Genomic DNA, 20548 nt, shown 5'->3' with positions numbered 1-20548 from the left:
GATGTCTCCGTGGGAACACCTACTATTCGTTCCGGTACGCCTTCATGCCGCGCAGCAACAGATAGGTGTCCTGCAGTTGCGCGGAGTCGCCAAGACCGCGGTAGATGCCCCACTTCGGATGCGCCTGGTCACCGCCCAGCCACGTGTCGAAGCCGGACCGCGACGCGTTGACCACGGTCGTGCCGCCGTCCTTGAGCGAGTAGCGCAGGCTGCCGGAGTCGGCGACCTTGATCTCGATCTCGACGTCGATCCACTTGTTGCGCAACGGCGCCAGCGGCGTGCTGCCGAGCTTCGCCTGGCCCGCGCCGAACAGTCTCATCTCGACGGTCTCCAGGGAACCCGAGCGGAACAACGACATCGTGACCACGGGCGAGTCCACGCCGGTGTGCTTGACCTGGAAGATGTGCGAGAAGCTGGTGGTGCCCTTCAACGACGACGGGATGTACATCTGGTAGTTGAAGCGCCAGGTCTCGCCCTTCTTCATGTCGTGACGGGTGCTGCCGGTCTGGATGGCGCGCACCTCGTTGCGCTGCCGGTCGGAACCGTCCCGATCGGACTTGTGCATCACGAACCGGTACTGGTCGCTCTCGGCGAAGATGTGCGTGGCGGAGGGATGCGAGTCCGAGCGGTCGTCCTCGATGCCGACGAACGCCTTCAGCCCCGCCGAGCCGGGGTTCGGGGCCCACTTCTGCACGAACGCCATAGCACCCACATCAGCAGACGCCACACCCGCGACCAGTGGCGTGGCCGCGATGGCGAGCGCACCTCGCATCGCGGTGCGGCGGTTGAACAACTCCATCGGTGTTCCTCCTCGAACCAGGGCGGCGATTCGAGGCAGCGGTACGAGCACCTTGCCACACTTGTGGAGGAACGGTGCAGATCCGGTGAAGGTGTTGCCGGAAACGAAATTCCGAAGGTTGACCGGGCCTAGCGTTCACATCCATGGACACCGTGGACGTGCTCGTCGTCGGCGCCGGGCTGGCCGGGCTGAACACCGCGCGCCTGCTCGCTGAGGCAGGTCTCGACGTGGCCGTGTGCGAACGCAGGACGTCGCTCGAGACCGGCATACGCACGACCGGGATCTTCGTGCGGCGCACCCTGGAGGACTACGAGCTCCCCCACCTGGGCCCGGCGGTCCGGCGCGTGCTGCTCTACCCGCCGTCGCACAAGGAACCGGTCGAACTCGTGAGCGCTCACGACGAGTTCCGGGTCGGCGACATGGAGGGCATCTACGCCACGGCCGTGCAGGACGCCGAACGCGCGGGTGCGCACGTTCACCTGAACTCGAGCTATCCGGTGAGGTCCACGAGGGCCCGCTTCACGATCGGCGCGGACGGCGCCCGTTCCACGGTCGCGAAGACCCTCGGCCTCGACGTCAACCGGCAGCTGATCACCGGCATCGAGGAGGTCTACCCGGTCCGCACCGGCTCGACGCCGACGTTCCACTGCGTCGTCGACCCGCGGCTGGCGCCCGGCTACATCGCCTGGGTCATCGACGACGGCGAGCACGCGCACGTCGGCCTGGCCGGCCGCGCCGACCGGTTCAGCGCACCGCTTCCCCAGCTGCTGCAACGCTTCCGCGACAGCTTTCCCACGCCGGAGCCCACCGGGCCGGTGAAGCGCCGCGGCGGGCCGATCCCCGTCGGTGGGCTGCTGCGCAGGATCGTGTCGCCGCAGGGGCTGCTGGTCGGTGACGCGGCGGGCGCGGTCTCGCCGCTCACGGCGGGCGGGCTTGATCCGTGCATGCGGATGTCCGAGCTCGCGGCGTCGGTCACGTTCGACTTTCTGCGCAGTGGCAACCGGTATGTGTTGGAGCACTACGACGGCGCGGCGATGCGCCGTCGCTACCTGCTGCGGTCCCAGTTGCGGCGCGGGCTGTCGCTGGTTCGGGGGCCGGGGCTGGCCGAGTTGGCGTTCACGGCGCTGCGCACGCCGCCGGGGAAGGCCGTGGCCAAGCGGATCCTGTTCAACTAGAGCGCAGGAGTCCGTCGGCGACGAGAGCCATCAGCACGTCTGCGCGCCCAGCCGGGTCGGGCAGAGACTCGACCGCCAGCGACAACCCGTTCGCGAGCTGCAGCACGTCGTCGACGGTGACGCCGGGGCTGACCGAACCCTCTGCGTGGGCGCGGTCGAGAAGCTGCTGTGCGGCAGCCCGGATCGTGGTGTGGGGCGAGAACTCCGGATCGGGTTCGTAGCCCGTCAGCGCCGGCCCCAGCCCCCGTGCGGTGGCCGCGTGCGTCACCACGGCACGCAGCCAGGTCACCAGGGCCTCCCCCGCGTTCGTGGCCGTCTGCAGGTCCTCCGCTCGATCGCGCAACGCCTGCACGCGCTCGCGGAGCACCGCTTCCAGCAGTTCGGCGCGGCGCGGGAAGTGCCGGTGCAGGGTCGCCGATCCGACTCCGGCACGGCGGGCGATCTCCTCCAGGGACGCGCCGGCTCCGGACTCGGCGATCACCGCACCCGCCGCGGCCACCAGCCGGTCGCGGTTGCGCTGCGCGTCGGCCCGCCGGACCGACGAGTTCTCTCCCATGGGTTCGACACCTGGTTGCTAAGTGGGGTGGGTCCCCCATATCGTACCGGACCACAAGTGGGGTGGTCCCTCCACTTAGGTTGCCGGACAGGTGGAGAAGAATGAAGATCGGATTAGCCGTCGGTGATGTGCGCGGTCCCGCGACCTTGGACGCGATCACCGGCCAGGTGCGAGTGGCGGCCGACGCAGGGTTCGGCACGGCATGGGCGAGTCAGGCGCTGGGCTGGGACGCGCTGACCACCATCGCGGTGGCCGGTGCCGCCGCCGACATCGCCGTGGGCACGGCCGTGGTTCCCATTCCCCAGCGGCACCCGTTGGTGCTGGCCGGGCAGGCGCTGACGGTGCAGGCCGCCGTGGCGGGACGCCTGACGCTGGGCGTGGGCGCAGGTGTCGCCGCGATGGTGTCGGGGATGTTCGGGCTGCCCACCGACCGGCCCGTACAACGCATGCGCGACTACCTGACGGTGCTCGGCCCGCTACTGCGAGGGGAAAGTGTCGACCACCGCGGAGAAACGCTCACCGCGATGGGGGCGGTGAACGTCCCAGGTGTGCCGGCGCCGTCAGTGATCGTGGCGGCGATGGGCCCGCGCATGCTGCGACTGGCGGGCGAGCTCGCCGACGGGACCGTGACCTGGATGACGGGGCCAAAAGCCTTGGGAGAGCACGTTGTTCCCGTCATCACCAAGGCCGCGGCAGACGCCGGAAGGCCGGCGCCGCGAGTCGTCGCCGGCCTGCTCGTCTGCGTCACCGGCACGGCCGACGACGTCCGCGCCCGGATCGCCGAGCAGTTCGCGCTCGCCGGCCAGGTGCCCGAGTACCGCGCGATGCTCGACCGCGAAGGCGTGGCCGGACCGCAGGACGTCGCGGTCGTCGGCACGGAAACCGAGGTGGCACAGGCACTCTCCCGGCTCCGGGACGCCGGGGTCACCGAGTTCATGGCCGCACCGTACGGAGACGCCGACGAACAGGACCGCACCATCGACCTGCTGGCCGACCTGGCTCACTGAGGCTGTTCGGCCGCCCGCTTCAGCGCCGCGTTCTCGGCCTGCATCCCGTCCTTCATCGCCTTGCCGATGAACAGGTCCGCTCCCCCGGACAGCACACCGTCCACCAGCAACTCGTTGGTCACCAACACCGTGCCGTCGGCCTGCGTTGTGAGCGTGCGACAACGCTGGCCGTAGACGAACCACGCGTTCCAGCCCGCGTCCTTCCAGCAGAACCGCTGCCCGGGAACCCCGTTGAGCACGGTGTGCTTCGCGGCCATCTTCACCGACCCGAGGAGCACGTCCACACGAACCTCATCGCCCGGCGCGGTACCGCCCGCCGCCTTGACGACCCACGGGTTCCAGCGCGCGTAGCCGGAGAAGTCCGTGATGAGCCCGTAGACGCGCTCCTGGGGCGCCGAGATGACGGTCTCGGCGCGGTAGACCACCGAGTGCGAGCCAGGCTCCCTGGGATCGAGCGGAGAGCCGCTCGCCAGCATCGCGAGCACCAGACCGGCTGCCAACACGTGACCACCTCGACGTAGAGATCCACCGGGACGCAGACGTGAAGAAAATACGCGTTCGCGTCCCGGTGGACATCGGCCGATCAGGCGGTCAGCGATCTCACGGCCTGTCACCTCCGGGTGGCGGCGTCTTGGACGTGGTGGTGGTCGTCGTCGCGCCGCACGTGGTCCCTGGGGCGCATCCCGCAGGCGGCGTGGTCGTCGTCGTGAGCGGCGGCGTGGTCGTCGAAGTGGTGCCGTTCGGCGGGTTGGTGGTGGTGGCCGGGTTGGTGGTGGTCTGCGAACTGGACGGCGGGTCGGACTTGCGCGGCTCGAAGTTGCCGAGCGGGTTCGGCTTCGGGAACTTCTCCGCCTGGACGCCCTCCAGAGCACCGTCCATGAACTTCTTCCACATCTGACCGGGCAGGCCACTGCCGAAGATGGCCTTGCCCTCCTTGTTCTTGATGGCCACGTTGCCCTGGTCCTTGCCGACCCACACGGAGGTGGACAGCTGCGGCGTGTAGCCGACCATCCAGGCCTTCGAGTTCTGGTCGAGGCTGCCGGGGAGCTCGTGCGTACCGGTCTTGCCCGCGCAGTCGCGGTTACCCGCGCACCCGATGCCGGAAGAGGCCGGGATGACCTTGAGCGTCTCGGTGACGTTGTCCGCGATGTCGCGGCTCTTCTCCTCGACCGGGTCGAACGCCGGCACCGGCTGGTCGACGTGCTGGTAGAGGACGTCACCGGTCGGGCCGGTGATCTTCGTGACGAAGAACGGGGCCCGGTACACGCCGCGGGCCGCGAAGGTCGCGAACGCCGAGGCCATGTCGAACGGCCGCACCTGCGCGTTGTCTGCGCCGATGGCGATACCCGCGTTCGGGGCCCCGCCTCCTTCACCGACCAGCGTCTGCTTGTCCTGACCGCCGATCCGCACGGTCTTCGGGATACCCGCCGCGTGGGCCGCGTCCGCCACGGCCTTCGTGCCCGTGCCTTGAGGACCCGCCACCATCTCGTAGAAGACGGTGTTGAGCGATTCCTTCATGGCCTGCTTGACCGGACACTGCTTGCCGCACGTGGTGCTGCCGGCGTTGCGGATCTCGACACCACCGATCTTGCGAGGCGTGGCGTCGTAGGTGTCGCCGATGCCCTTGCCCCGCTTCAGGTCCGCCACCAGGTCGAACGGCTTGAACGACGAGCCGGCCTCCTGGATCGTCCCCTTGGCGTAGTCGATGCCCTTCAGACCGTCCTTACCCGGGTAATAGGCCTTGACCGCGCCGGACTGCGGTTCGATCGCGCTGAGCGACGTCCGCAGTTCGGCGTCCTGGCCCTCCATCACGGAGTTCACGGCGTCGACCGCGGCCTTCTGCATCTTCGAGTCGATCGTCGTGGTGACGGTGACGCCGACCTTCTGCGCCTTCTCCATCGTCATGCCGACGAGCTCGCCGTCGATCTCGTCCTGCACCTGCTGGCTCACGCGCGCCAGCGGGCCGTCCAAACTCACGGGTTGCGTCTGCTCCAACGGCAACGGCGTCGGATACTGGCGCGCGTCGTAGTCCGCCTGGGAGATCCACTGCTTCTGCAGCATCTGGCCCATCACGAACTCCCAGCGCTTCTTGGCGTGGTCGGCCTTCTCCGACCACGACGGGAGCTGGATCATGCCCGCGATGAAAGCGGCCTCGGACGGCGTGAGGTCCTTCATCTGCTTGTTGTAGTAGACCTGCGCCGCGGCCTTCATGCCGTTCGCGCCACGACCGAAGTACACCGTGTTCATGTACGCGGTGAGGATCGTGTCGTGGTCCGACTCGTTGCTCATCTTGTACGCCTGGACGAGCTCCAGGAACTTGCGGGTCAGCGTCGCGTCCTCTTTGCCCGTCGCCTTCTTGATGTACTGCTGCGTCAGACCCGAGCCACCGGAGCTACCACCCGTCGCCTGGATCCACACCGCGCGGACGATCGCCTTGGCGTCGAAGCCGGGGTTCTCGTAGAAATCCGCATCCTCCGCGGCCATGACGGCCTTCTTGACGGTGTCCGGGAGCTCCTCGTACGTCAGCAACGTGCGGTTCTGGCCCGGTGAGGTGATCTTGCCCATCTCGGAGCCGTCCGAGTAGAGCAGGGTGATCGTCTTGTCCTGGTCGGCCGCGATCTCGTTCGGACGCGGCCATTCCACGAGCGGGTACGCGACCGCGACGGCGATCACCGGACCCAGGATGATCAGGCCGATCGCGACGAACGCACCGATCCGGACGCGCTTCCAGATCCTCTTCTTGCGCAGACGACGCTCGTCGTCCTCGCTGAGCTCCGGCTCGTCGTACTCGTCGTCGTAGTACTCGTCGTCCGGTTCGCGGTGCGTCATCAGTTCCGGCTCGCGCTGCGGTGGCTGGTTCGCCTGCGGGATCCGCGCTGTGCGCTCATTGCCGTTGGATGGTGTGTTCGACCCCATCTCCGGAGGACGCGCGAAAGATCAGGCGGTTCCACACAGGACGATCTTCGTCGCGGAACGCCTCCGGGACGTGAACGCGGCGGCGTGCGCGTTCACGTCCCGGCGGGCATCAGGCCGTCAGGAGCGTCAGCCCGTACGTGCGAAGGATCTCGTTGACGGGCTGGAACCAGGTGCGGCCACCGCTGGAGCAGTTGCCGTAGCCGCCGGACGTCACGCCCTGCGCCTGGTCACCGGTGATGAACGAGCCGCCGGAGTCGCCGGGCTCGGCGCACACCGAGGTGCCGACCATCTCGTAGACCGCGCCCTGCTGGTAGTTCACGGTCTCGTTGCGGCCCTGCACCACGCCGCAGTGCCAGTGCGTGGTCGAGCCCGAACGGCACACCGAGGTGCCGGGCGGGGCCTCCCACGAACCGCGGACCAGCGCGTCGCTCACCTGGCCCCAGCCGAGCACGACCGGCACGTTCCACCAGCCGCCGCCGGTGCGCACCCAGCCGTAGTCGTTGGTGGGGAACGAGGAGCCGACGAACTCGCCCTGCCAGGAACGGTCCCAGCCGTAGACGTTCCAGGCGCCGACGTTGCAGTGCCCGGCGGTGACGTAACCGCCGTGCACCGAGAAGCCGATCGAGCAGCGGACGTTGCCCGTGTAGAACGGGTCGCCGCCCACGGTGCCGGCCGCGAAGGGCTCCGGCCGCTGGACACCGTCGGTGTTGACGACAACGTCCTTGGGCAGGCCCGAGACGTCGGCGCCGGGCACGGCGTCGACGACCACGGCGCCGCGCTGGACGTCGACCCGCCACCCGGCGACGTCCTTCGGCACCGATCCGGCCTTCGACAGTCTGTCCATGCCGGACTTCACGGCGTTGAGCGAGGCGAGGGTCTTGGTGCGCAGCACCGGTTCGGCGCCCGCGGCCTTGACCGCCTCGACTCGCGCCGGGTCGGTCACCGCCACCTTCAGCTTGCCGTCGGCGTACCAGCTGCCGCCGAACGCGTCGGCAGCGGCCTGCTCGGCGGCCGGTGCGATCTTCAGCGCGACCTTCTCGGCGCGGATGCGGGTCAGCGCCTGCGCCTGGGTGATCCCGAAGTCGCGGCTCATCGCGTCGACGACGTCCGCCGACGCCGTCATCGCAGGGATGGTGATCGTGCTCAGCACGATCGCGGACACGGAGACTATTCGTAGCAGCACGTTCTCTCCTACGGGGTCCAAGGTGAGCTCACGGCCCAGCTCACGTCCTGGTTGTACGAGGCAGGGTTGTCGTACGTGTGTGCGCCGCCGTTCGAGGCGACCCAGACCTCCTCCGAGTAGTGCCGGATGTTGGTGCCGAGCTCGTTGACCGATTCGAGCCGGACGCCGCCGGTGCCCTGTTGCGCGCAGAACGTCGCGTCGCGGCGGAACAGGTCGGTGTTGTCGTTGGTGCCGAGGCGGACGCGGAAGTCCGCGTGCCGCAGGAACTGTCCGGGGATGTTGCGGGACTCGAACGAGTAGCAGGTCGGCTCGGCGAGTCCGCGCCGGACGACGAACGTCGCGTCCGCCTTGGTCAGCGCATCACTCGCGCTGGTCACGACGTCCGTGCGCGCCAACGACTCCCGGTGCCGCAGGTAGCGGTCCGTGAAGCCGGGTGAGGTCACGCGGAACGAGCGGGCCTGGTCCAGCGGCAGTTCCGCGCCGCTGCGCCACAGCCCCGTGCCGATCGCCCACGTGGTGTCGGCGGCGAAGGAGTTCGCGGTGTCCCAAGGGTTCGGGCCACCGGAACGGGCCAGGTACACGCCCTCGTTGTAGTGCCGCACGAACGAGCCGCGCACGTTGTACGACTCCAGCGCCGTGCCGCCGGCACCTTCGCGGGCGCAGAACGTGGCATCGGCCGCGATCGTGCCGTTGTTCACGTCGGTGCGGATGCGTCCGTTGCTGTGCCTGAGGAACTGGCCGGGGAAGTTCCGCGACTCGAACGACAGGCAGGCGGCGTCGGCGAGTCCGGGACGCGGGTGGAACGTGGCGTCCAGCTTGCCCAGGTCCGTGCTGATCACGTCGGTGCGCGCCAGCGAGTCCTGATGCCGCAGATAACGGTTGGTGTAGCCGGAAGTGGTGACGCGCAACGACACCACGTCGTCCGGACTGACGGCCGTACCGCGGGCCACCGCGAGAACACCGAGGTTGACCGCCCGCACCCGCGACTCGGTCATCTTGAGGATGCGCCGGTCGTAGGTGTAGAAGCCGTTGACCTCGTTCTCCACGTCGTACGGCTCGGTGTAGACCATCGCCGACAACCCGCGCGTGTGCACGAGCCGCTGGACCTGCTTGATGACCTCCTCGTAGCGCTTGGTCAGCGAGACCTCGTCCGGATACAGGGCTCCGTAAGCGAATCCGGCGCCCGGCTGGTACTCGTGCCCGACGACCCTGCGGCCGAGCCCGCCGAACTCGCCGAGCATCGCAACCCGGTTGGCGTCGGGCTGCCGGGTGTTGGCCGAGATCTGGTAGTGGTGGTCGTCGATCACGTCACCGTTGCCGGGATCGGGATCCGAGACGCAGCAGTTGGACCCCGAGTTGTGGTTGATCAGGCGGGTGTTGTCGATCGAGCGGATCAGGTTCACGATCCGGCCCGCGTCGTACTCGCCCCAGCCCTCGTTGAACGGCACCCACTGCACGATCGACGTGATGCCCTTGAGCTGGTCGATCATCCGGCGCAGCTCGGACTCGTAGTTGGCGTGCGAGTTCGGCGCCTCGTCGATCGCGTCGACGGCGGGCATGTCCTGCCAGACCATCAGGCCGAGCCGGTCCGCGTGGTAGAACCAGCGCGCCGGTTCGACCTTGATGTGCTTGCGGACCATGTTGAACCCCAACGCCTTCTGGCGTTCGAGGTCGAAGCGCAGCGCCTCGTCGGTCGGCGCGGTGTAGATGCCGTCCGGCCAGTAGCCCTGGTCCAGCGTGCCGCTCTGGAAGACGAACTTCCCGTTCAGCAACGGCCGCATGACGCCACCGACCATCGCCTTGCCGAGCGAGCGCATGCCGAAGTAGCCCGTCACGACGTCCCCGCCGGCCAGCGTCACGCGCAGGTCGTAGAGGAACGGGTCGTCGGGCGACCACAGCCTGGCGTTCGGCACCGGTACGCGCAGAGAGGCGCCGGTCGTGCCGGTCTGCCTGCCGACGACCTGCCCGCCGCTGAGCACCTCCGCGGTGACCGACTGGCCCGCGGTGCCCTGCACGACCAGGTCGAGCGCGCCCGCGCCGACGTTCGGCGTGGTGTCGAGACGCGTGATGTTCGCGGCCCGCACCGGTTCCAGCCACACCGTCTGCCAGATGCCGGACGCGGCGGTGTAGAAGATCCCGCTCGGGTCACGGCGCTGCTTGCCGATCGGGTAACGGCTGCCGTCGACCGTGGAGGTGACGCCGACGATGATCTCGTTCGTCCCGGTGGTGAGCGCCGAGGTGATGTCGAACGAGAACGCGTCGAAGCCGCCGGTGTGGGTGCCGATCTGCCTGCCGTTGACCCAGACCCTCGTCTCCCAGGTCACGGCCCCGAAGTTGAGCCTGACCTGGCGACCGTTCCACGCAGACGGAACGGTGAAGGCGCGGCGGTAGAACATGTTGTCCTCGTGCCGCTTGATCCCCGACAGGGCGGACTCGATCGGGTACGGCACGAGGACACCCTCGGCCAGCGGGCGGCCGATGGGCGGGCTGTTCAGGTTCGGTGCCCCGGAGAACTCCCAGACACCGTTGAGGTTCTGCCACTCGGTGCGCACCAGCTGCGGTCGCGGGTACTCGGGCAGGGCGTTCGTCGGCGACACCTGGGAGGTCCAGGGTGTCGAGAGCGGAGGGACTTTCGGCACCCACTCCGCCGCGTGCGCTGTTGGTGTCAAGAACGTTGCTGTGATCAGGATCGAGACCAATACGCCCAGGACGCGTCTGGTCATGGCTCTCCTATCTTCGCAATATTCGCTGCAGGACGACGACGATGAGCAAGAACACGCCGCTGACCACCGACTGGTAGTTGCTGTCGAGCGTGCCGATCTGGTTGATGACGTTCTGGATGACCTTGATCAGGCCGACGCCGATGACGGTGCCGAGGATCGTGCCCATGCCACCGGTCAGCAGGGTTCCGCCGATGACGACGACCGAGATGGCGTCCAGTTCGAGTCCGACGCCGATGACCGTGACACCCGACTGCAGATAAGCGGCGGTCAGGGCGCCGGCGAGACCCGCCAGCGTGCCGCTCATCGTGTAGACGAGGATCTTGGTCCTGGCGACGGGAACGCCCAGCAGGACCGCCGACTGCTCGGCACCACCGGTCGCGAACACGTTCTGGCCGAAGCTCGTGCGGTTCAGGATCATCCCGCCCAGGACGGCGAGCACGGCCGCGACGAAGATCGGGTAGCCGAAGCCGAGGACGGTGCCGCGGCCCAGTTCGACGAACGCGCTGTCCTGCGGGATCTTGTAGGTGTTGGCGCCCTCGTCGGTGATCGCGAGCAGGAGCCCGCGGGCGAACAGCAGCGATGCCAGTGTGACGATGAACGGCGCCATGTTCGTGCGGGCGATGAGCAGCCCGTTGACCAGGCCGATCAGCCCGCAGACCACCAGCGGCAGCGCCAGCGCCGCGAGGAACCCGTACTGCGAGCCCCAGGCCGCCAGCACGCCGCCGAGCGCGTAGAGCGAGCCGACGGACAGGTCGATGCCGCCCGTGATGATCACGAACGTCATGCCGATCGCGATCACCGCCAGGAACGAGCCCTGCAGGGCGAGGTCGCGCAGGTTGTCGAGGCTGCCGAAGCGCGGGAAGACCAGCCAGGACACCGCGACCATCAGCACGAGCGCGACGGCGGCGCCCTGGCGTTGCAGGACCTTGGTCCGCGCGGCCGCCCTGGGGACGGAGGGAGTGGTCGTGGTGATCATCGGCGCTCCCGTGCCACGTACACGGCGGCGATGATGATCGCGGCCTGGATCATCTGCGCGATCGAGTCCGGCAGGTTGTGCTTGATCAGGGTGGCCCTGACGAGCTGCATCAGGATCACGCCGAACACCGTGCCGAGCACCCGGACCTTGCCGCCGGTGAGCGGGGTCCCGCCGACGACCACCGCGGTGATCGCGGACAGTTCCATCAGCAGGCCCATGTCTGCGGGGTCGCTGGCGGAGAGCCGGGACGTGGCCAGCACGCCCGCGATCGCCGCGAGCACGCCGCAGATCGCGTAGACGCCGACCAGCACCCGGTTGACCGGCAGCCCCGCCAGCGTGGCCGCCTTGCGGTTGCCGCCGACGGCGACGAGCTGGCGGCCGAACGTCGTGCGGTTGGTCAGGCCGGCGATGACGAGTGCCAGCAGGCCCGCGATCAGCACGCTGATCGGGACTCCGGCCACGTCGCCGGTGCCGAGCTCCAGGAACGCCTGGTCGTGCAGCTGCACGAGCTGGCCGTCGGCGATCACCAGCGCCAGGCCGCGCCCGCCCACCAGCAACGCGAGGGTGGCGACGATCGGCTGGATGCCGACCTTGGCGACGAGGAACCCGTTGAACGCTCCGGCGAGCAGGCCTACGACGAGCGCCATCGTGATCGCCATCAGCGGGCCGGCGCCGAGGTAGAGCGGGATGATCGCGGCGGCCAGCGCCATGACCGCGCCGACGCTCAGGTCGACGCCTTCGGTGCCGATCACCAGCGCCATGCCCAGCGCGACGATCAGCACGGGCGCGGCCTGCACGAGCTGGGTCGTGAAGTTGCCCAGCGTCAGGAAGTTGGCCGTGAACAGGACGTTGAACAGCAGCAGCACGCCAACGGCGACGTAAACACCGTTGTCCTGCAACCAGCGCGTTCTCGCGGCCGCGGTGCTAGTTGCTGTTCTGGTGGCTGACCGCGTGGTCGTCTGAGCCATCCCTCACCTCCGCGGCAATGGCGCTGAGCACGTGTTCACGGGTGAGCTGGTCACCTTCCAGTTCGCCGGCGACCGATCCGTCGCGCAGCACGATGAGCCGGTCCGCTCCGTCGAGCAACTCGTCCAGCTCGGAGCTGATCAGCAGCACCGCCAGGCCTTCCCGCGCGAGCTCGTCGATCAGCGCCTGCACCTCGGCCTTGGCGCCGACGTCGATGCCGCGCGTCGGTTCGTCGAGCAGGAGGATCTTGGGTTCGGTGCACAACCACCTGGCCAGCAGCACCTTCTGCTGGTTGCCGCCGGACAGCTCCGCGACCTTCTGCTCGGGGCTGGACACCTTGATGCGCAAACGTTTGATGAACGTGTCCACGATCCGGTCCTGTTTGGACCTGCTGGTCACGCCGAAGCGGCTGAGCCTCGGCAGCGCGGCCAGCACGATGTTCTCGCGCACGGACAGGTTCGGGATGATCCCCTCGGTCTTGCGGTCCTCCGCGAGCATGCTGATGCCCGCCCTGGTGGCCGCCTTCACGTTGCGCGACACGGGTTTCCCCGCGACGAGCACCGTGCCCTGGTCGAGCGGGAGCGCACCGATGATCGCTTTCGCGGTCTCGGTGCGGCCCGACCCGAGCAGGCCGGCGAGGCCGACGACCTCGCCGGGCCGGATCGAGACGCTGACGCCGTTGATGCGCGGCTTGCTGGTCAGGTTCTGCGCCTCGAGGACCGGCTGGGTGTCGGCGTGGTGACCCTCGCCGAACGCCGTGGTGCCGTGTTTCTCGATCTCCTTGACCGACCTGCCGAGCATCAGCGAGACCAGCTCGATGCGCGGGAGCTCCTTGAGCGGACCGCTGTGGACGTTCCGCCCGTCCCTGAGGACCGTGACCGTGTCGCAGATCCGGTACAGCTCGTCCATGCGGTGACTGACGTAGATGATCGAGATGCCCGCCTCGTGGAGCTTGCTCACGACGCCGAGCAGCGTCTCGACCTCGCGCGGCTCCAGCGACGACGTGGGTTCGTCCATGATCACGACGTCCGCGTCCGCGTCGACGGCCCTGGCGAGCGCGACCATCTGCTGCTCGCCGACCGCGAGCGTCCCGAGTGGACTGCGCACGTCCGCCGTGATGCCGTAGCCCCGCAGGAGCTCCGAGGCCGCGGCGTCGCGGCGGGCGCGGTCGATCAGGCCGAACCGGTTGCGCGGCTCGCGGCCCAGGAACAGGTTGGCGGCCACGCTCATCAGCGGAACGAGGTTCACCTCCTGGTAGATCGTGGAGATGTGGCCGTTGCGCTGGATCCGGCCGGCATCCGGGGTGTGGATGCCGGTCAGGACCTTGATGAGCGTCGACTTGCCGGCGCCGTTCTCCCCCACCAGCGCGTGGATCTCGCCGCGCTGGAGCGTGAAGTCGACGTCGCCGAGCGCCTGGACGCCGGCGAACGTCTTCGTCACGCCGGCGACCTCGATGACGGGATCAGTAGGCATTGCCGAGCTTCTGCGCCGCGTTCGTCGTGTCGTACTCGTCGTCGGAGATCACGATGTTCTGCGGGATCTCGTCGCCCTTGCCGAACTTCTCCAGCGTGTCGAACGCGAGCGGGCCGAAGCGCGGGTTGGACTCGACGACCGCGGTGTAGCTGCCGTCCGCGATCAGCTGCACGGCGTTGCGCGTGCCGTCGATGGAGACGACCTTGACGTCCTTGCCCGGCACCTTGTTCGCGGCCTTGAGCGCGGTGACGGCGCCGACGCCCATCTCGTCGTTCTCGGCGTAGACGGCGGTGATGTCCGGGTTGCTCTGGATGAGCTGCTCCATCACGGCCTGGCCCTTGGACCTGTCGAACTCGCCGGTCTGCTCGGCGACGACGGTGAGGCCGGGCGTGCCGGCGATGCCGTCCTTGAAGCCCTTGGTCCGGTCGACCGTGACGTTGTTGCCCGACGCGCCGAGCAGGATCGCGACCTTGCCGGTGCCGCCGGTCGCCTTGATCATCTGCTGGGCGGCGCGTTCGCCCTGCTTGACGAAGTCTGAACCGATGAAGGTCAGGTAGTCGGTGCAGGGCTGCGAGGTGACCTTGCGGTCGATCGTCACGACCGGCACCTTCTTGGCCTTGGCCGCGTCGAACGCGGGCTGCAGGCCGTCGGAGTTGAGCGGCGCCACGATCAGCAGCTGCGCCCCGCGGTCGATCAACGACTTGATGTCGCTGATCTGCTTGTTCAGGTCGCTCTGCGCGTTCGTGTACAGCAGCTCGGCACCCCGTTTGGCCGCCTCGTCCCTGATCGACTGCGTCTCGGCGGTGCGGAACGGGTTCGCTTCCTTCTCCGACTGGGAGAAGCCGACCTTGGCACCCTTCAGGTCGACCTGCGGGTACCCCGTCTTGCTCCGCGCACAGCCGGGACCAGCGCTTTGGTTCTGCGCGGCAGAGGCGGCCGGTCCCTCACTGGACGCGGTCGTGGGCGTTTCTCTGCTGGTGCACCCCGTCACGAGCAAGGCGGTGACGGCGATGAGCAACATGCGAGACATCGTTGGCTCCTACACGGCGGGCTGTGCGTGGACGCGCTCTCAGGCGCTAGATTTGCATCGTTGTTCCAACGTTGTAAAGACCTGAGACGGTCCCGGTATCTTTTTCCCGGAATCTCCTGGAGGAACAGTTGGCCACGCTCAAGGACGTAGCCCGCCTGGCGGGCGTCTCGGTCAAGACGGTGTCGAACGTGGTCAACGGCTACTCGTTCGTCAAACCGGACAACCGCCGCCGGGTCGAGGAGGCGCTCGAGTCGACGGGCTACCGCCCCAACCTCGGCGCGCGCAACCTGCGCAGGGGCCGCACCGGCTTCATCGCGCTGGTCCTGCCCGAGCTCTCGATCCCCTACTTCGCCGAGCTCGCGGGCCTCGTGATCGCCGCCGCCCAGGAACACGAGTGGAACGTGCTCATCGAGCAGACGTTCGGCACCCTGGCCGGCGAGCGTTCAGCGCTGGCGTCGCTGGGCCCGCACCTGGTCGACGCCGCGATCCTCAGCCCGGAGGCGTTGCAGGTCGACGACTTCCAGCTGTCGGTGCCCGCGGTCCTGCTGGGTGAGCACGCGGTCGACGTGCCGATCTCCCGGGTGGGCATCGACAACGTGGCGGCCGCGCAGGCCGCTGTCCGGCACCTGATCTCGCTGGGTCGTACTCGGATCGCCGCGATCGGTGCGCACCCTCACCGCGGTACCGCTGCTCTGCGGCTGGAGGGGTACCGGGCTGCTTTGGCCGAGGCCTCGTTGCCGTTCGTGGATGAGCTGGTCGTGCCGGCGTTGAACTACCACCGCGCGGATGGTGCGGCCGCCATGAAGTCGTTGCTGGATCTGCGGAATCCGCCGGATGCCGTGTTCTGCTTCAACGATCTGCTGGCCATCGGTGCCATGCGGGCTGCTGCTGAGCGGTTTGTTCGGGTGCCGTCGGATCTGGCCGTGGTGGGGTTCGACAACAACGAGGAGAGTGTTTACAGCTCGCCGTCGCTGACTTCGGTGGCGCCGGACAAGGGGGCTATCGCCCGGGCCGCGGTCGACCTGTTGCACCGGCGGGCTGAGTCGCGGGACTCGGCGTTGGAGGACGTGGAGACGCCGTTCTCGTTGCAGGTCAGGGAGAGCACGGTGGCCCGGTGACGTTCGGCCCGAACCACGTCGTCTTCGCGGGCTACGAGTTCCCGTGGGCCAGCGTGTACCCCGACGGCGTCCTGCCCGCTTCTGCCGTCCGGGACGCGTCCACGACGTTAGATCCGCCGGAGATCCGCACCGCGGCGGGCGAGACCTTGTTCCTGTCGCGGGACGACTCGGCCGGGCTGGCCGAGTTCTGCGAGCGCCACGGGATACCGGTGGTGGGGCGCCTCGACGTGTGGGGGAACCTGTTCGAGCCGTTCCTCGACACGTCGTTCGACGCCGCGCACACCGCGGCCACCGATGCCCGGCTGCACGCCGTGGGGCTCTCGCAGGCCTCGATCGACTCCATTCGTGCGCGGCTCACGCCTTTGATGCGTGCCTACAACTTCGACAGCATGTTGTGGGACTGGACCCATCTTGGGCTGTACGACCTGCTTCGGGCGTTGAACGGGACGCTGGTCCCACCCTCGCTGCCCGCGACTCTGGGTGATCCGTTCGAGCTCTACCGGTGGGCGATGGAGATCGCGGACTACGGGCGGGTGTAGGCGTCGTAGGTCCGCTGGTCGAACAGCACGAACCTGATCAGGTCGACGGGCGCGTCCTCGATGGCGGCGTGGGCGATCCTGGCCGCGTCTTCGACCGGCCAGCGGTAGATGCCGGTCGAGATCGCGGGGAACGCGATCGTGTGCGCGCCCAGCTCCGCTGCCACCCGGAGTGCGTTGCGGTGGCAGTCGGCCAGGAGTTCGGAGCGGTCTTCGGTGGCCGACCAGACCGGGCCGACGGTGTGCAACACCCACCGCGCACGAAGCCGGCCCGCGGTGGTGGCGACGGCCTGGCCGGTCTTGAGGCCGCCGCCGTAGTGGCCTGCTCGCAGCTTGCGGCAGTCGGCGAGGATCTCCGGGCCACCCTTGCGGTGGATCGCGCCGTCCACTCCCCCGCCTCCCAGCAGGGAGGAGTTGGCGGCGTTCACGATCACGTCGACTTCCTGCTCGGTGATGTCGCCGAGGGCGTATTCGATGGTGGCCACGTCGCCGATTGGATCACGACAACGGGCAGGTGGCCACGTCATTCGGCCGCGGCAACGTCGCCGACCGAGGCGGCTCCACCCCGTCCAGCCACCGCTCCAACGCCACGAACGCCGCCCGATGGCAGGGCGCAAGGGGCCGCAACCGATCCGGATAGGCGTCCACGAGCCCATCCACGTGCGTGCCCTGCTCCACCCGGTAGTACCGGTGCAGCCGATCAGGCGTCATACCCGCGTACACGTCCGAGTTCTGACCGATGGGCAGCAGCACGTCGTAGGTCCCGTGCACCGTCAGCAATGGCCGCTTCACCTTGCCGGTCAACGAAACCCGGGACACCGCAGGCCCGGCGACACGACGGCGCTCGGCGTAGGAGTAGTCGGCGTCGCAGGAAGCCGTGCCGGGAGCGCAGAACGGCACACCGGCCTCCAAGGCCCCGTCGAACCCGGGATCGAACTCCTCGCGGTAGATCCGCTGGGTCAGGTCCCAGTAGTAGCGGTAGTGGTAGTCCCACAGGAACTCCGTGCCCGCCGGGAAGCCCGCCGCGACCATCGCCTCGTGCGCACCGGGTTCGCCTGCCAGGTAGGCCGGGTAGGCGCGCAGCACGGGTGGCAGGAACGTCAGCGGGTTCGGGCCCGCGACCGTCCACAGTGTCCCCTCCCAGTCGACGCCGCCGTCGTAGAGGTGCGGGCGGTTCTCCAGCTGCCAGCGGACCAGGTAGCCGCCGTTGGAGATGCCGGTGGCGATCGTGCGGCGCGGGGTTCGGCCGTAGCGTTGGGAGACAACGGACTTCGCCGCGATGGTGAGCTGGGTGAAGCGGTGGTTCCACTCCTCCATCGCGCGGCCGTCGCGGTAGAACTGCGCTCCTGTGTTGCCCTTGTCGGTCGAGGCGAAGGCGTAGCCGCGGGAGAGGACCCAGTCGGAGATCGCGCGGTCGTTGGCGTACTGCTCGCGGACGCCCGGTGCGCCGGTCACGACCAGGCCGCCGTTCCAGCGATCGGGAAGTCTGACCACGAACTGGGAGTCGTGCCAGCCGTGGTTGGTGTTGGTGCGCGAGGTGTCCGGGAAGTAGCCGTCGATCTGGATGCCCGGGACCGCGGCGGGGACGGGCAGGGCGGCGCTCGTGAGGCCCGCCCAGTCGGCCGGGTCGGTGTGGCCGGTGGCCACCAGGCCGGTGGTGGTGAGGTCGGCGAGGCGGGCGAGTTGCTGGTGTTCGGCGCCGGGGACCGTCATCGCGGACGTCGGCGGGGTCAGCGCGAGAACCAGCACCAGCGGAAGCAACATAGCTGGTCAAGCTAGTTGTGGCGGTGCCTCGGCGACATGGTTGCCTCCCACACAAGGCCTGCTTTGAAGGTGGTGAAGCCGAACAGGTCCAGCACACGGCGGACCTGGGGCTGGGCGCCGCGCAGGTTGAACGACTTCCCGTTGTAGTGGGCGGCGCACAGCAGGAGCAGGAGGGTGCGCAGGCCGCTCGCGGACAGGAACGTCACCTCCGCCAGGTCGACGGAGACGCGGTCGGTGGTGGTGTCGGTGAGGCTGGGCAGCACGGCGGCGAACAGCAGGTCGCAGGTCGTCATGTCCATCTCGCCCTGGCAGGTGGCCACGAAGCGGGTGCCGGAGCGTTGCGTCCGCACGGCGAACGGGCTGGTCTCACAGGCGGTCATCGCCCCACTCCACCGCACTGCCGGGGCCGAACGATAGCAGCGGGAACGAAGTCACGGCCGGCAAAACGAAGCCCTCAACGTGACCGCAAGGTTTGCGAAGGCGAGACCCCGTAGGCGGCTCGGTAGTGCGCGGCGAAGACGCTCGGGCGGGCATATCCCCAACGCGCTGCGATCACCGTGACGGACCCGTTGCCCGCCTTCAGGTCCTCGTGAGCGCACGAGAGTCGCACGCCCCGGAGGTAGGTCATCGGTGTCGTGGCGAGATGACGGCGGAAAGCGAGCTGCAACGCCCTGACGGACACACGGGCCGCGCGCGCTATGTCGGCGGCGGAGATGTCCTTCTCGGCGTTGTCCTCGATGAACGTGACCGCACGGCGCAGGCTTCTCGGGTGCGCGTCACGGCTGTCGGCAGACGTCGGTGCGGTGTGTGTGGTGTTCGGGAACGCGGCGAGGGTGGTGGTCACCAGCAGACGGATCGCGTTCGCTGTTACCAGCGCGTTGTCCTCGAACTGCGGAAGCACCTCGTCGCGCAGATGCACGCAGGTGGACCACCACACCGCCGCGCTCTCGGGCGAGACCGGCCGGAAACCGTCGAACCGAACGCCGTCGACCACCTCGTCGATCACGAACTGGGGCAGCGTGACCGTCGACAACCGCGGGTCGGCGATCGCACCGATGAAGGGGCTTTCGGGCGGTGCGCTCAGAAACACCTCGCCGGGCAGCCAGAAGCGGTCCTCGCCGCCCGAGCTGTAGTAGACGACCCCGGCGCCGCTGTGGCCGAACACGTAGTTGCGCATCGGGTCGACGCTGACTTCGAGAGAGATGTGCCCGTGCAGCTCGTCGAACCGAATGGCCCCTTGTATCCGCGACGACATCCGCATGTGCGGGTGCTCGCTACCGGCGTTGAGACGCATCTGGCCGTAAGCCGCGTTCAACACCTCATGCGCCGCTTCCAAGTCCGCCACTTCGACGACCTGTTCCACTTGCTGCACGATCCTCGTCCGTCCTGGCGGTGTCCATCGCCAAGACGGTTGCTTCCGCTCACCTGATGGGCGGGCGGAAGCAACGGTCGCCGTTAGACCCTGACGAGTGAGGCCAGCGCGGTCTGCCCCTTCTGGTTCGGGTGGAACACGGCCTCCGGCCCCTCCTGACCCGGCGCCAGCGCATCGAACCCACGCAGGAACGGCGTGCCCGACTCGCACAGGGCGTGGCCCTCGAACGTGCCGGGACGGGAGAACGGGCTGGCGTAGGTGGCGTTGACGCCGCGGTAGGCCGCCCTGGCCACGGCGGCGCGGAGGGTGGCGTCGATGCCGTCGGCCACCTGGTTGCCCTGGCTGCGTTCCGCGGTGGTGAGGATGCCCTCGCCGCAGATCGGGTCGAGGGCGACGCCCTCCGGGTTGTCCGAGGTGGACACCTGGCGGCCGTAGCCGACGACGACGATCCGCGCGTGCGGGCTGCGCTTGCGGATCTCGGTGAGGAGACCCGTGACGTTGGTGCCCATCTGGGGCAGCTTGGCCAGGATCGCTTCCGTTGGGGCGCCGGTGCAGTCCGCCTGGATGCAGATGCCGCCGTACGTGGCGTAGTCGATGTCGTTGGTGCCCACGGTGAGCAGCACCAGGTCGGTGTCGCGCTTCAGGGCGTCCAGCTGGGCCGGGCGGTCCTTGAAGGGGACGGAGAAGTCCGCGGTGGCGGCGCCGCTGCAGCTCGCGTTCGTGAACTCGCCGAGTTTGCCGGCGGTGCGGAGGCGGGCGGCCACCTGTTCGCCGTAGGAGTTGGTGCTTCGCCAGCAGTTGCCGGCGGTTCCGTCCTGGTAGGACCCCGCGCCGGTGCCCGAGGCGTAGGAGTCGCCCAGCACCACCAGCGAGGTGGAGTAGGTCGCGCTGGCTGTAGGAGCGATCCCCAGAGCAGCCAGAACGGCCGTGAGTACAACAATCGTTCTTTTCACC

General features: G+C 68.6%; 19 protein-coding genes. 4 read left to right on the top strand and 15 right to left on the bottom strand.

All coding sequences use genetic code 11. From position 1 onward, the window contains the following. Positions 1-22: 22 nt before the first annotated feature. Positions 23-799: a Tat pathway signal sequence domain protein gene (locus tag ACSHWB_RS30470; protein WP_439656713.1), complete on the bottom strand. Its 777-nt coding sequence runs from the start codon at positions 797-799 to the stop codon at positions 23-25. A gap of 143 nt (positions 800-942) precedes the next feature. Between ACSHWB_RS30470 and ACSHWB_RS30465 the strand changes: the two genes are divergently transcribed. Further along, on the top strand, positions 943-1974 hold the full coding sequence (locus ACSHWB_RS30465; RefSeq protein ID WP_439656712.1) for an FAD-dependent oxidoreductase: 1032 nt from the start codon (positions 943-945) through the stop codon (positions 1972-1974). Here ACSHWB_RS30465 and ACSHWB_RS30460 read toward each other — a convergent pair. Continuing rightward, the gene (locus ACSHWB_RS30460; RefSeq protein ID WP_439656711.1) at positions 1967-2530 is read right to left on the bottom strand and encodes a TetR/AcrR family transcriptional regulator; all 564 of its coding nucleotides are present in this window, start codon (positions 2528-2530) and stop codon (positions 1967-1969) included. The two genes, ACSHWB_RS30465 and ACSHWB_RS30460, sit on opposite strands and share 8 nt — an antisense overlap. 101 nt (positions 2531-2631) lie before the next feature. Here ACSHWB_RS30460 and ACSHWB_RS30455 point away from each other — a divergent pair, with 101 nt between their 5' ends. Continuing rightward, positions 2632-3537: a TIGR03564 family F420-dependent LLM class oxidoreductase gene (locus ACSHWB_RS30455; protein WP_439656710.1), complete on the top strand. Its 906-nt coding sequence runs from the start codon at positions 2632-2634 to the stop codon at positions 3535-3537. Here the strand turns inward: ACSHWB_RS30455 and ACSHWB_RS30450 are convergent. The 8 genes from ACSHWB_RS30450 to ACSHWB_RS30415 all read right to left on the bottom strand — a co-directional run bounded on the left by ACSHWB_RS30450 (position 3531) and on the right by ACSHWB_RS30415 (position 14804). Beyond that, complete coding sequence (locus ACSHWB_RS30450; protein ID WP_439656709.1) at positions 3531-4040, bottom strand: SRPBCC domain-containing protein; 510 nt, start codon at positions 4038-4040, stop codon at positions 3531-3533. The genes ACSHWB_RS30455 and ACSHWB_RS30450 overlap by 7 nt on opposite strands. A gap of 97 nt (positions 4041-4137) precedes the next feature. Next, positions 4138-6453 carry a transglycosylase domain-containing protein gene (locus ACSHWB_RS30445; RefSeq protein ID WP_439656708.1) on the bottom strand — a complete coding sequence of 772 codons (2316 nt, stop codon included), beginning with the start codon at positions 6451-6453 and terminating at the stop codon, positions 4138-4140. A 109-nt stretch (positions 6454-6562) separates the two neighbouring features. Next, positions 6563-7576, bottom strand: coding sequence for a S1 family peptidase (locus tag ACSHWB_RS30440; protein WP_439664694.1), 1014 nt, complete (start codon positions 7574-7576; stop codon positions 6563-6565). 68 nt (positions 7577-7644) lie between these two features. After that, positions 7645-10359, bottom strand: a complete 2715-nt coding sequence (locus tag ACSHWB_RS30435; protein WP_439656707.1) for an AbfB domain-containing protein — start codon at positions 10357-10359, stop codon at positions 7645-7647. A 7-nt stretch (positions 10360-10366) separates the two neighbouring features. Beyond that, positions 10367-11335, bottom strand: coding sequence for an ABC transporter permease (locus ACSHWB_RS30430; RefSeq protein WP_439656706.1), 969 nt, complete (start codon positions 11333-11335; stop codon positions 10367-10369). Continuing rightward, positions 11332-12303, bottom strand: a complete 972-nt coding sequence (locus ACSHWB_RS30425) for an ABC transporter permease (protein ID WP_439656705.1) — start codon at positions 12301-12303, stop codon at positions 11332-11334. The genes ACSHWB_RS30430 and ACSHWB_RS30425 overlap by 4 nt, the downstream gene beginning before the upstream one ends. Continuing rightward, positions 12260-13774, bottom strand: coding sequence for a sugar ABC transporter ATP-binding protein (locus tag ACSHWB_RS30420; RefSeq protein WP_439656704.1), 1515 nt, complete (start codon positions 13772-13774; stop codon positions 12260-12262). The genes ACSHWB_RS30425 and ACSHWB_RS30420 overlap by 44 nt, the downstream gene beginning before the upstream one ends. Next, positions 13764-14804 (bottom strand): ABC transporter substrate-binding protein, encoded by a 1041-nt coding sequence (locus ACSHWB_RS30415; RefSeq protein ID WP_439656703.1) that lies wholly within the window; start codon positions 14802-14804, stop codon positions 13764-13766. The genes ACSHWB_RS30420 and ACSHWB_RS30415 overlap by 11 nt, the downstream gene beginning before the upstream one ends. Positions 14805-14932: 128 nt before the next feature. Here ACSHWB_RS30415 and ACSHWB_RS30410 point away from each other — a divergent pair, with 128 nt between their 5' ends. Together ACSHWB_RS30410 and ACSHWB_RS30405 are read left to right on the top strand one after the other, a co-directional pair. After that, complete coding sequence (locus ACSHWB_RS30410) at positions 14933-15922, top strand: LacI family DNA-binding transcriptional regulator (protein ID WP_439656702.1); 990 nt, start codon at positions 14933-14935, stop codon at positions 15920-15922. After that, positions 15919-16461 (top strand): hypothetical protein, encoded by a 543-nt coding sequence (locus tag ACSHWB_RS30405; protein WP_439656701.1) that lies wholly within the window; start codon positions 15919-15921, stop codon positions 16459-16461. The genes ACSHWB_RS30410 and ACSHWB_RS30405 overlap by 4 nt, the downstream gene beginning before the upstream one ends. Here the strand turns inward: ACSHWB_RS30405 and ACSHWB_RS30400 are convergent. The 5 genes from ACSHWB_RS30400 to ACSHWB_RS30380 form a co-directional block, all read right to left on the bottom strand. Next, on the bottom strand, positions 16446-16985 hold the full coding sequence (locus ACSHWB_RS30400) for an O-acetyl-ADP-ribose deacetylase (RefSeq protein WP_439656700.1): 540 nt from the start codon (positions 16983-16985) through the stop codon (positions 16446-16448). The genes ACSHWB_RS30405 and ACSHWB_RS30400 overlap by 16 nt on opposite strands. Then, positions 16957-18222, bottom strand: coding sequence for a tannase/feruloyl esterase family alpha/beta hydrolase (locus ACSHWB_RS30395; RefSeq protein ID WP_439656699.1), 1266 nt, complete (start codon positions 18220-18222; stop codon positions 16957-16959). The genes ACSHWB_RS30400 and ACSHWB_RS30395 overlap by 29 nt, the downstream gene beginning before the upstream one ends. An 11-nt stretch (positions 18223-18233) precedes the next feature. After that, positions 18234-18602, bottom strand: coding sequence for an STAS domain-containing protein (locus ACSHWB_RS30390; RefSeq protein ID WP_439656698.1), 369 nt, complete (start codon positions 18600-18602; stop codon positions 18234-18236). 74 nt (positions 18603-18676) lie between these two features. Next, positions 18677-19594: a helix-turn-helix transcriptional regulator gene (locus ACSHWB_RS30385; protein WP_439656697.1), complete on the bottom strand. Its 918-nt coding sequence runs from the start codon at positions 19592-19594 to the stop codon at positions 18677-18679. 83 nt (positions 19595-19677) lie between these two features. After that, the gene (locus tag ACSHWB_RS30380) at positions 19678-20547 is read right to left on the bottom strand and encodes an SGNH/GDSL hydrolase family protein (protein WP_439656696.1); all 870 of its coding nucleotides are present in this window, start codon (positions 20545-20547) and stop codon (positions 19678-19680) included. Position 20548 lies beyond the last annotated feature (1 nt).

The organism is Lentzea sp. HUAS TT2 (assembly GCF_051853195.1).
In the GTDB taxonomy this organism is placed as follows: Bacteria; Actinomycetota; Actinomycetes; order Mycobacteriales; family Pseudonocardiaceae; genus Lentzea.
The sequence above is the reverse complement of the archived record's forward strand: the minus strand, read 5'-3'. Positions and strand labels throughout refer to the sequence as shown.

Bases quoted from the DNA above. Each gene is read 5' to 3' on its own strand.
- ACSHWB_RS30420 (WP_439656704.1), bottom strand. From the start codon at position 13,774: ATGCCTACTGATCCCGTCATCGAGGTCGCCGGCGTGACGAAGACGTTC.
- ACSHWB_RS30415 (WP_439656703.1), bottom strand. From the start codon at position 14,804: ATGTCTCGCATGTTGCTCATCGCCGTCACCGCCTTGCTCGTGACGGGG.
- ACSHWB_RS30465 (WP_439656712.1), top strand. From the start codon at position 943: ATGGACACCGTGGACGTGCTCGTCGTCGGCGCCGGGCTGGCCGGGCTG.
- ACSHWB_RS30440 (WP_439664694.1), bottom strand. From the start codon at position 7,576: ATGACGGCGTCGGCGGACGTCGTCGACGCGATGAGCCGCGACTTCGGG.
- ACSHWB_RS30435 (WP_439656707.1), bottom strand. From the start codon at position 10,359: ATGACCAGACGCGTCCTGGGCGTATTGGTCTCGATCCTGATCACAGCA.
- ACSHWB_RS30425 (WP_439656705.1), bottom strand. From the start codon at position 12,303: ATGGCTCAGACGACCACGCGGTCAGCCACCAGAACAGCAACTAGCACC.
- ACSHWB_RS30455 (WP_439656710.1), top strand. From the start codon at position 2,632: ATGAAGATCGGATTAGCCGTCGGTGATGTGCGCGGTCCCGCGACCTTG.
- ACSHWB_RS30470 (WP_439656713.1), bottom strand. From the start codon at position 799: ATGGAGTTGTTCAACCGCCGCACCGCGATGCGAGGTGCGCTCGCCATC.
- ACSHWB_RS30395 (WP_439656699.1), bottom strand. From the start codon at position 18,222: ATGTTGCTTCCGCTGGTGCTGGTTCTCGCGCTGACCCCGCCGACGTCC.
- ACSHWB_RS30390 (WP_439656698.1), bottom strand. From the start codon at position 18,602: ATGACCGCCTGTGAGACCAGCCCGTTCGCCGTGCGGACGCAACGCTCC.
- ACSHWB_RS30430 (WP_439656706.1), bottom strand. From the start codon at position 11,335: ATGATCACCACGACCACTCCCTCCGTCCCCAGGGCGGCCGCGCGGACC.
- ACSHWB_RS30460 (WP_439656711.1), bottom strand. From the start codon at position 2,530: ATGGGAGAGAACTCGTCGGTCCGGCGGGCCGACGCGCAGCGCAACCGC.
- ACSHWB_RS30400 (WP_439656700.1), bottom strand. From the start codon at position 16,985: ATGACGTGGCCACCTGCCCGTTGTCGTGATCCAATCGGCGACGTGGCC.
- ACSHWB_RS30445 (WP_439656708.1), bottom strand. From the start codon at position 6,453: ATGGGGTCGAACACACCATCCAACGGCAATGAGCGCACAGCGCGGATC.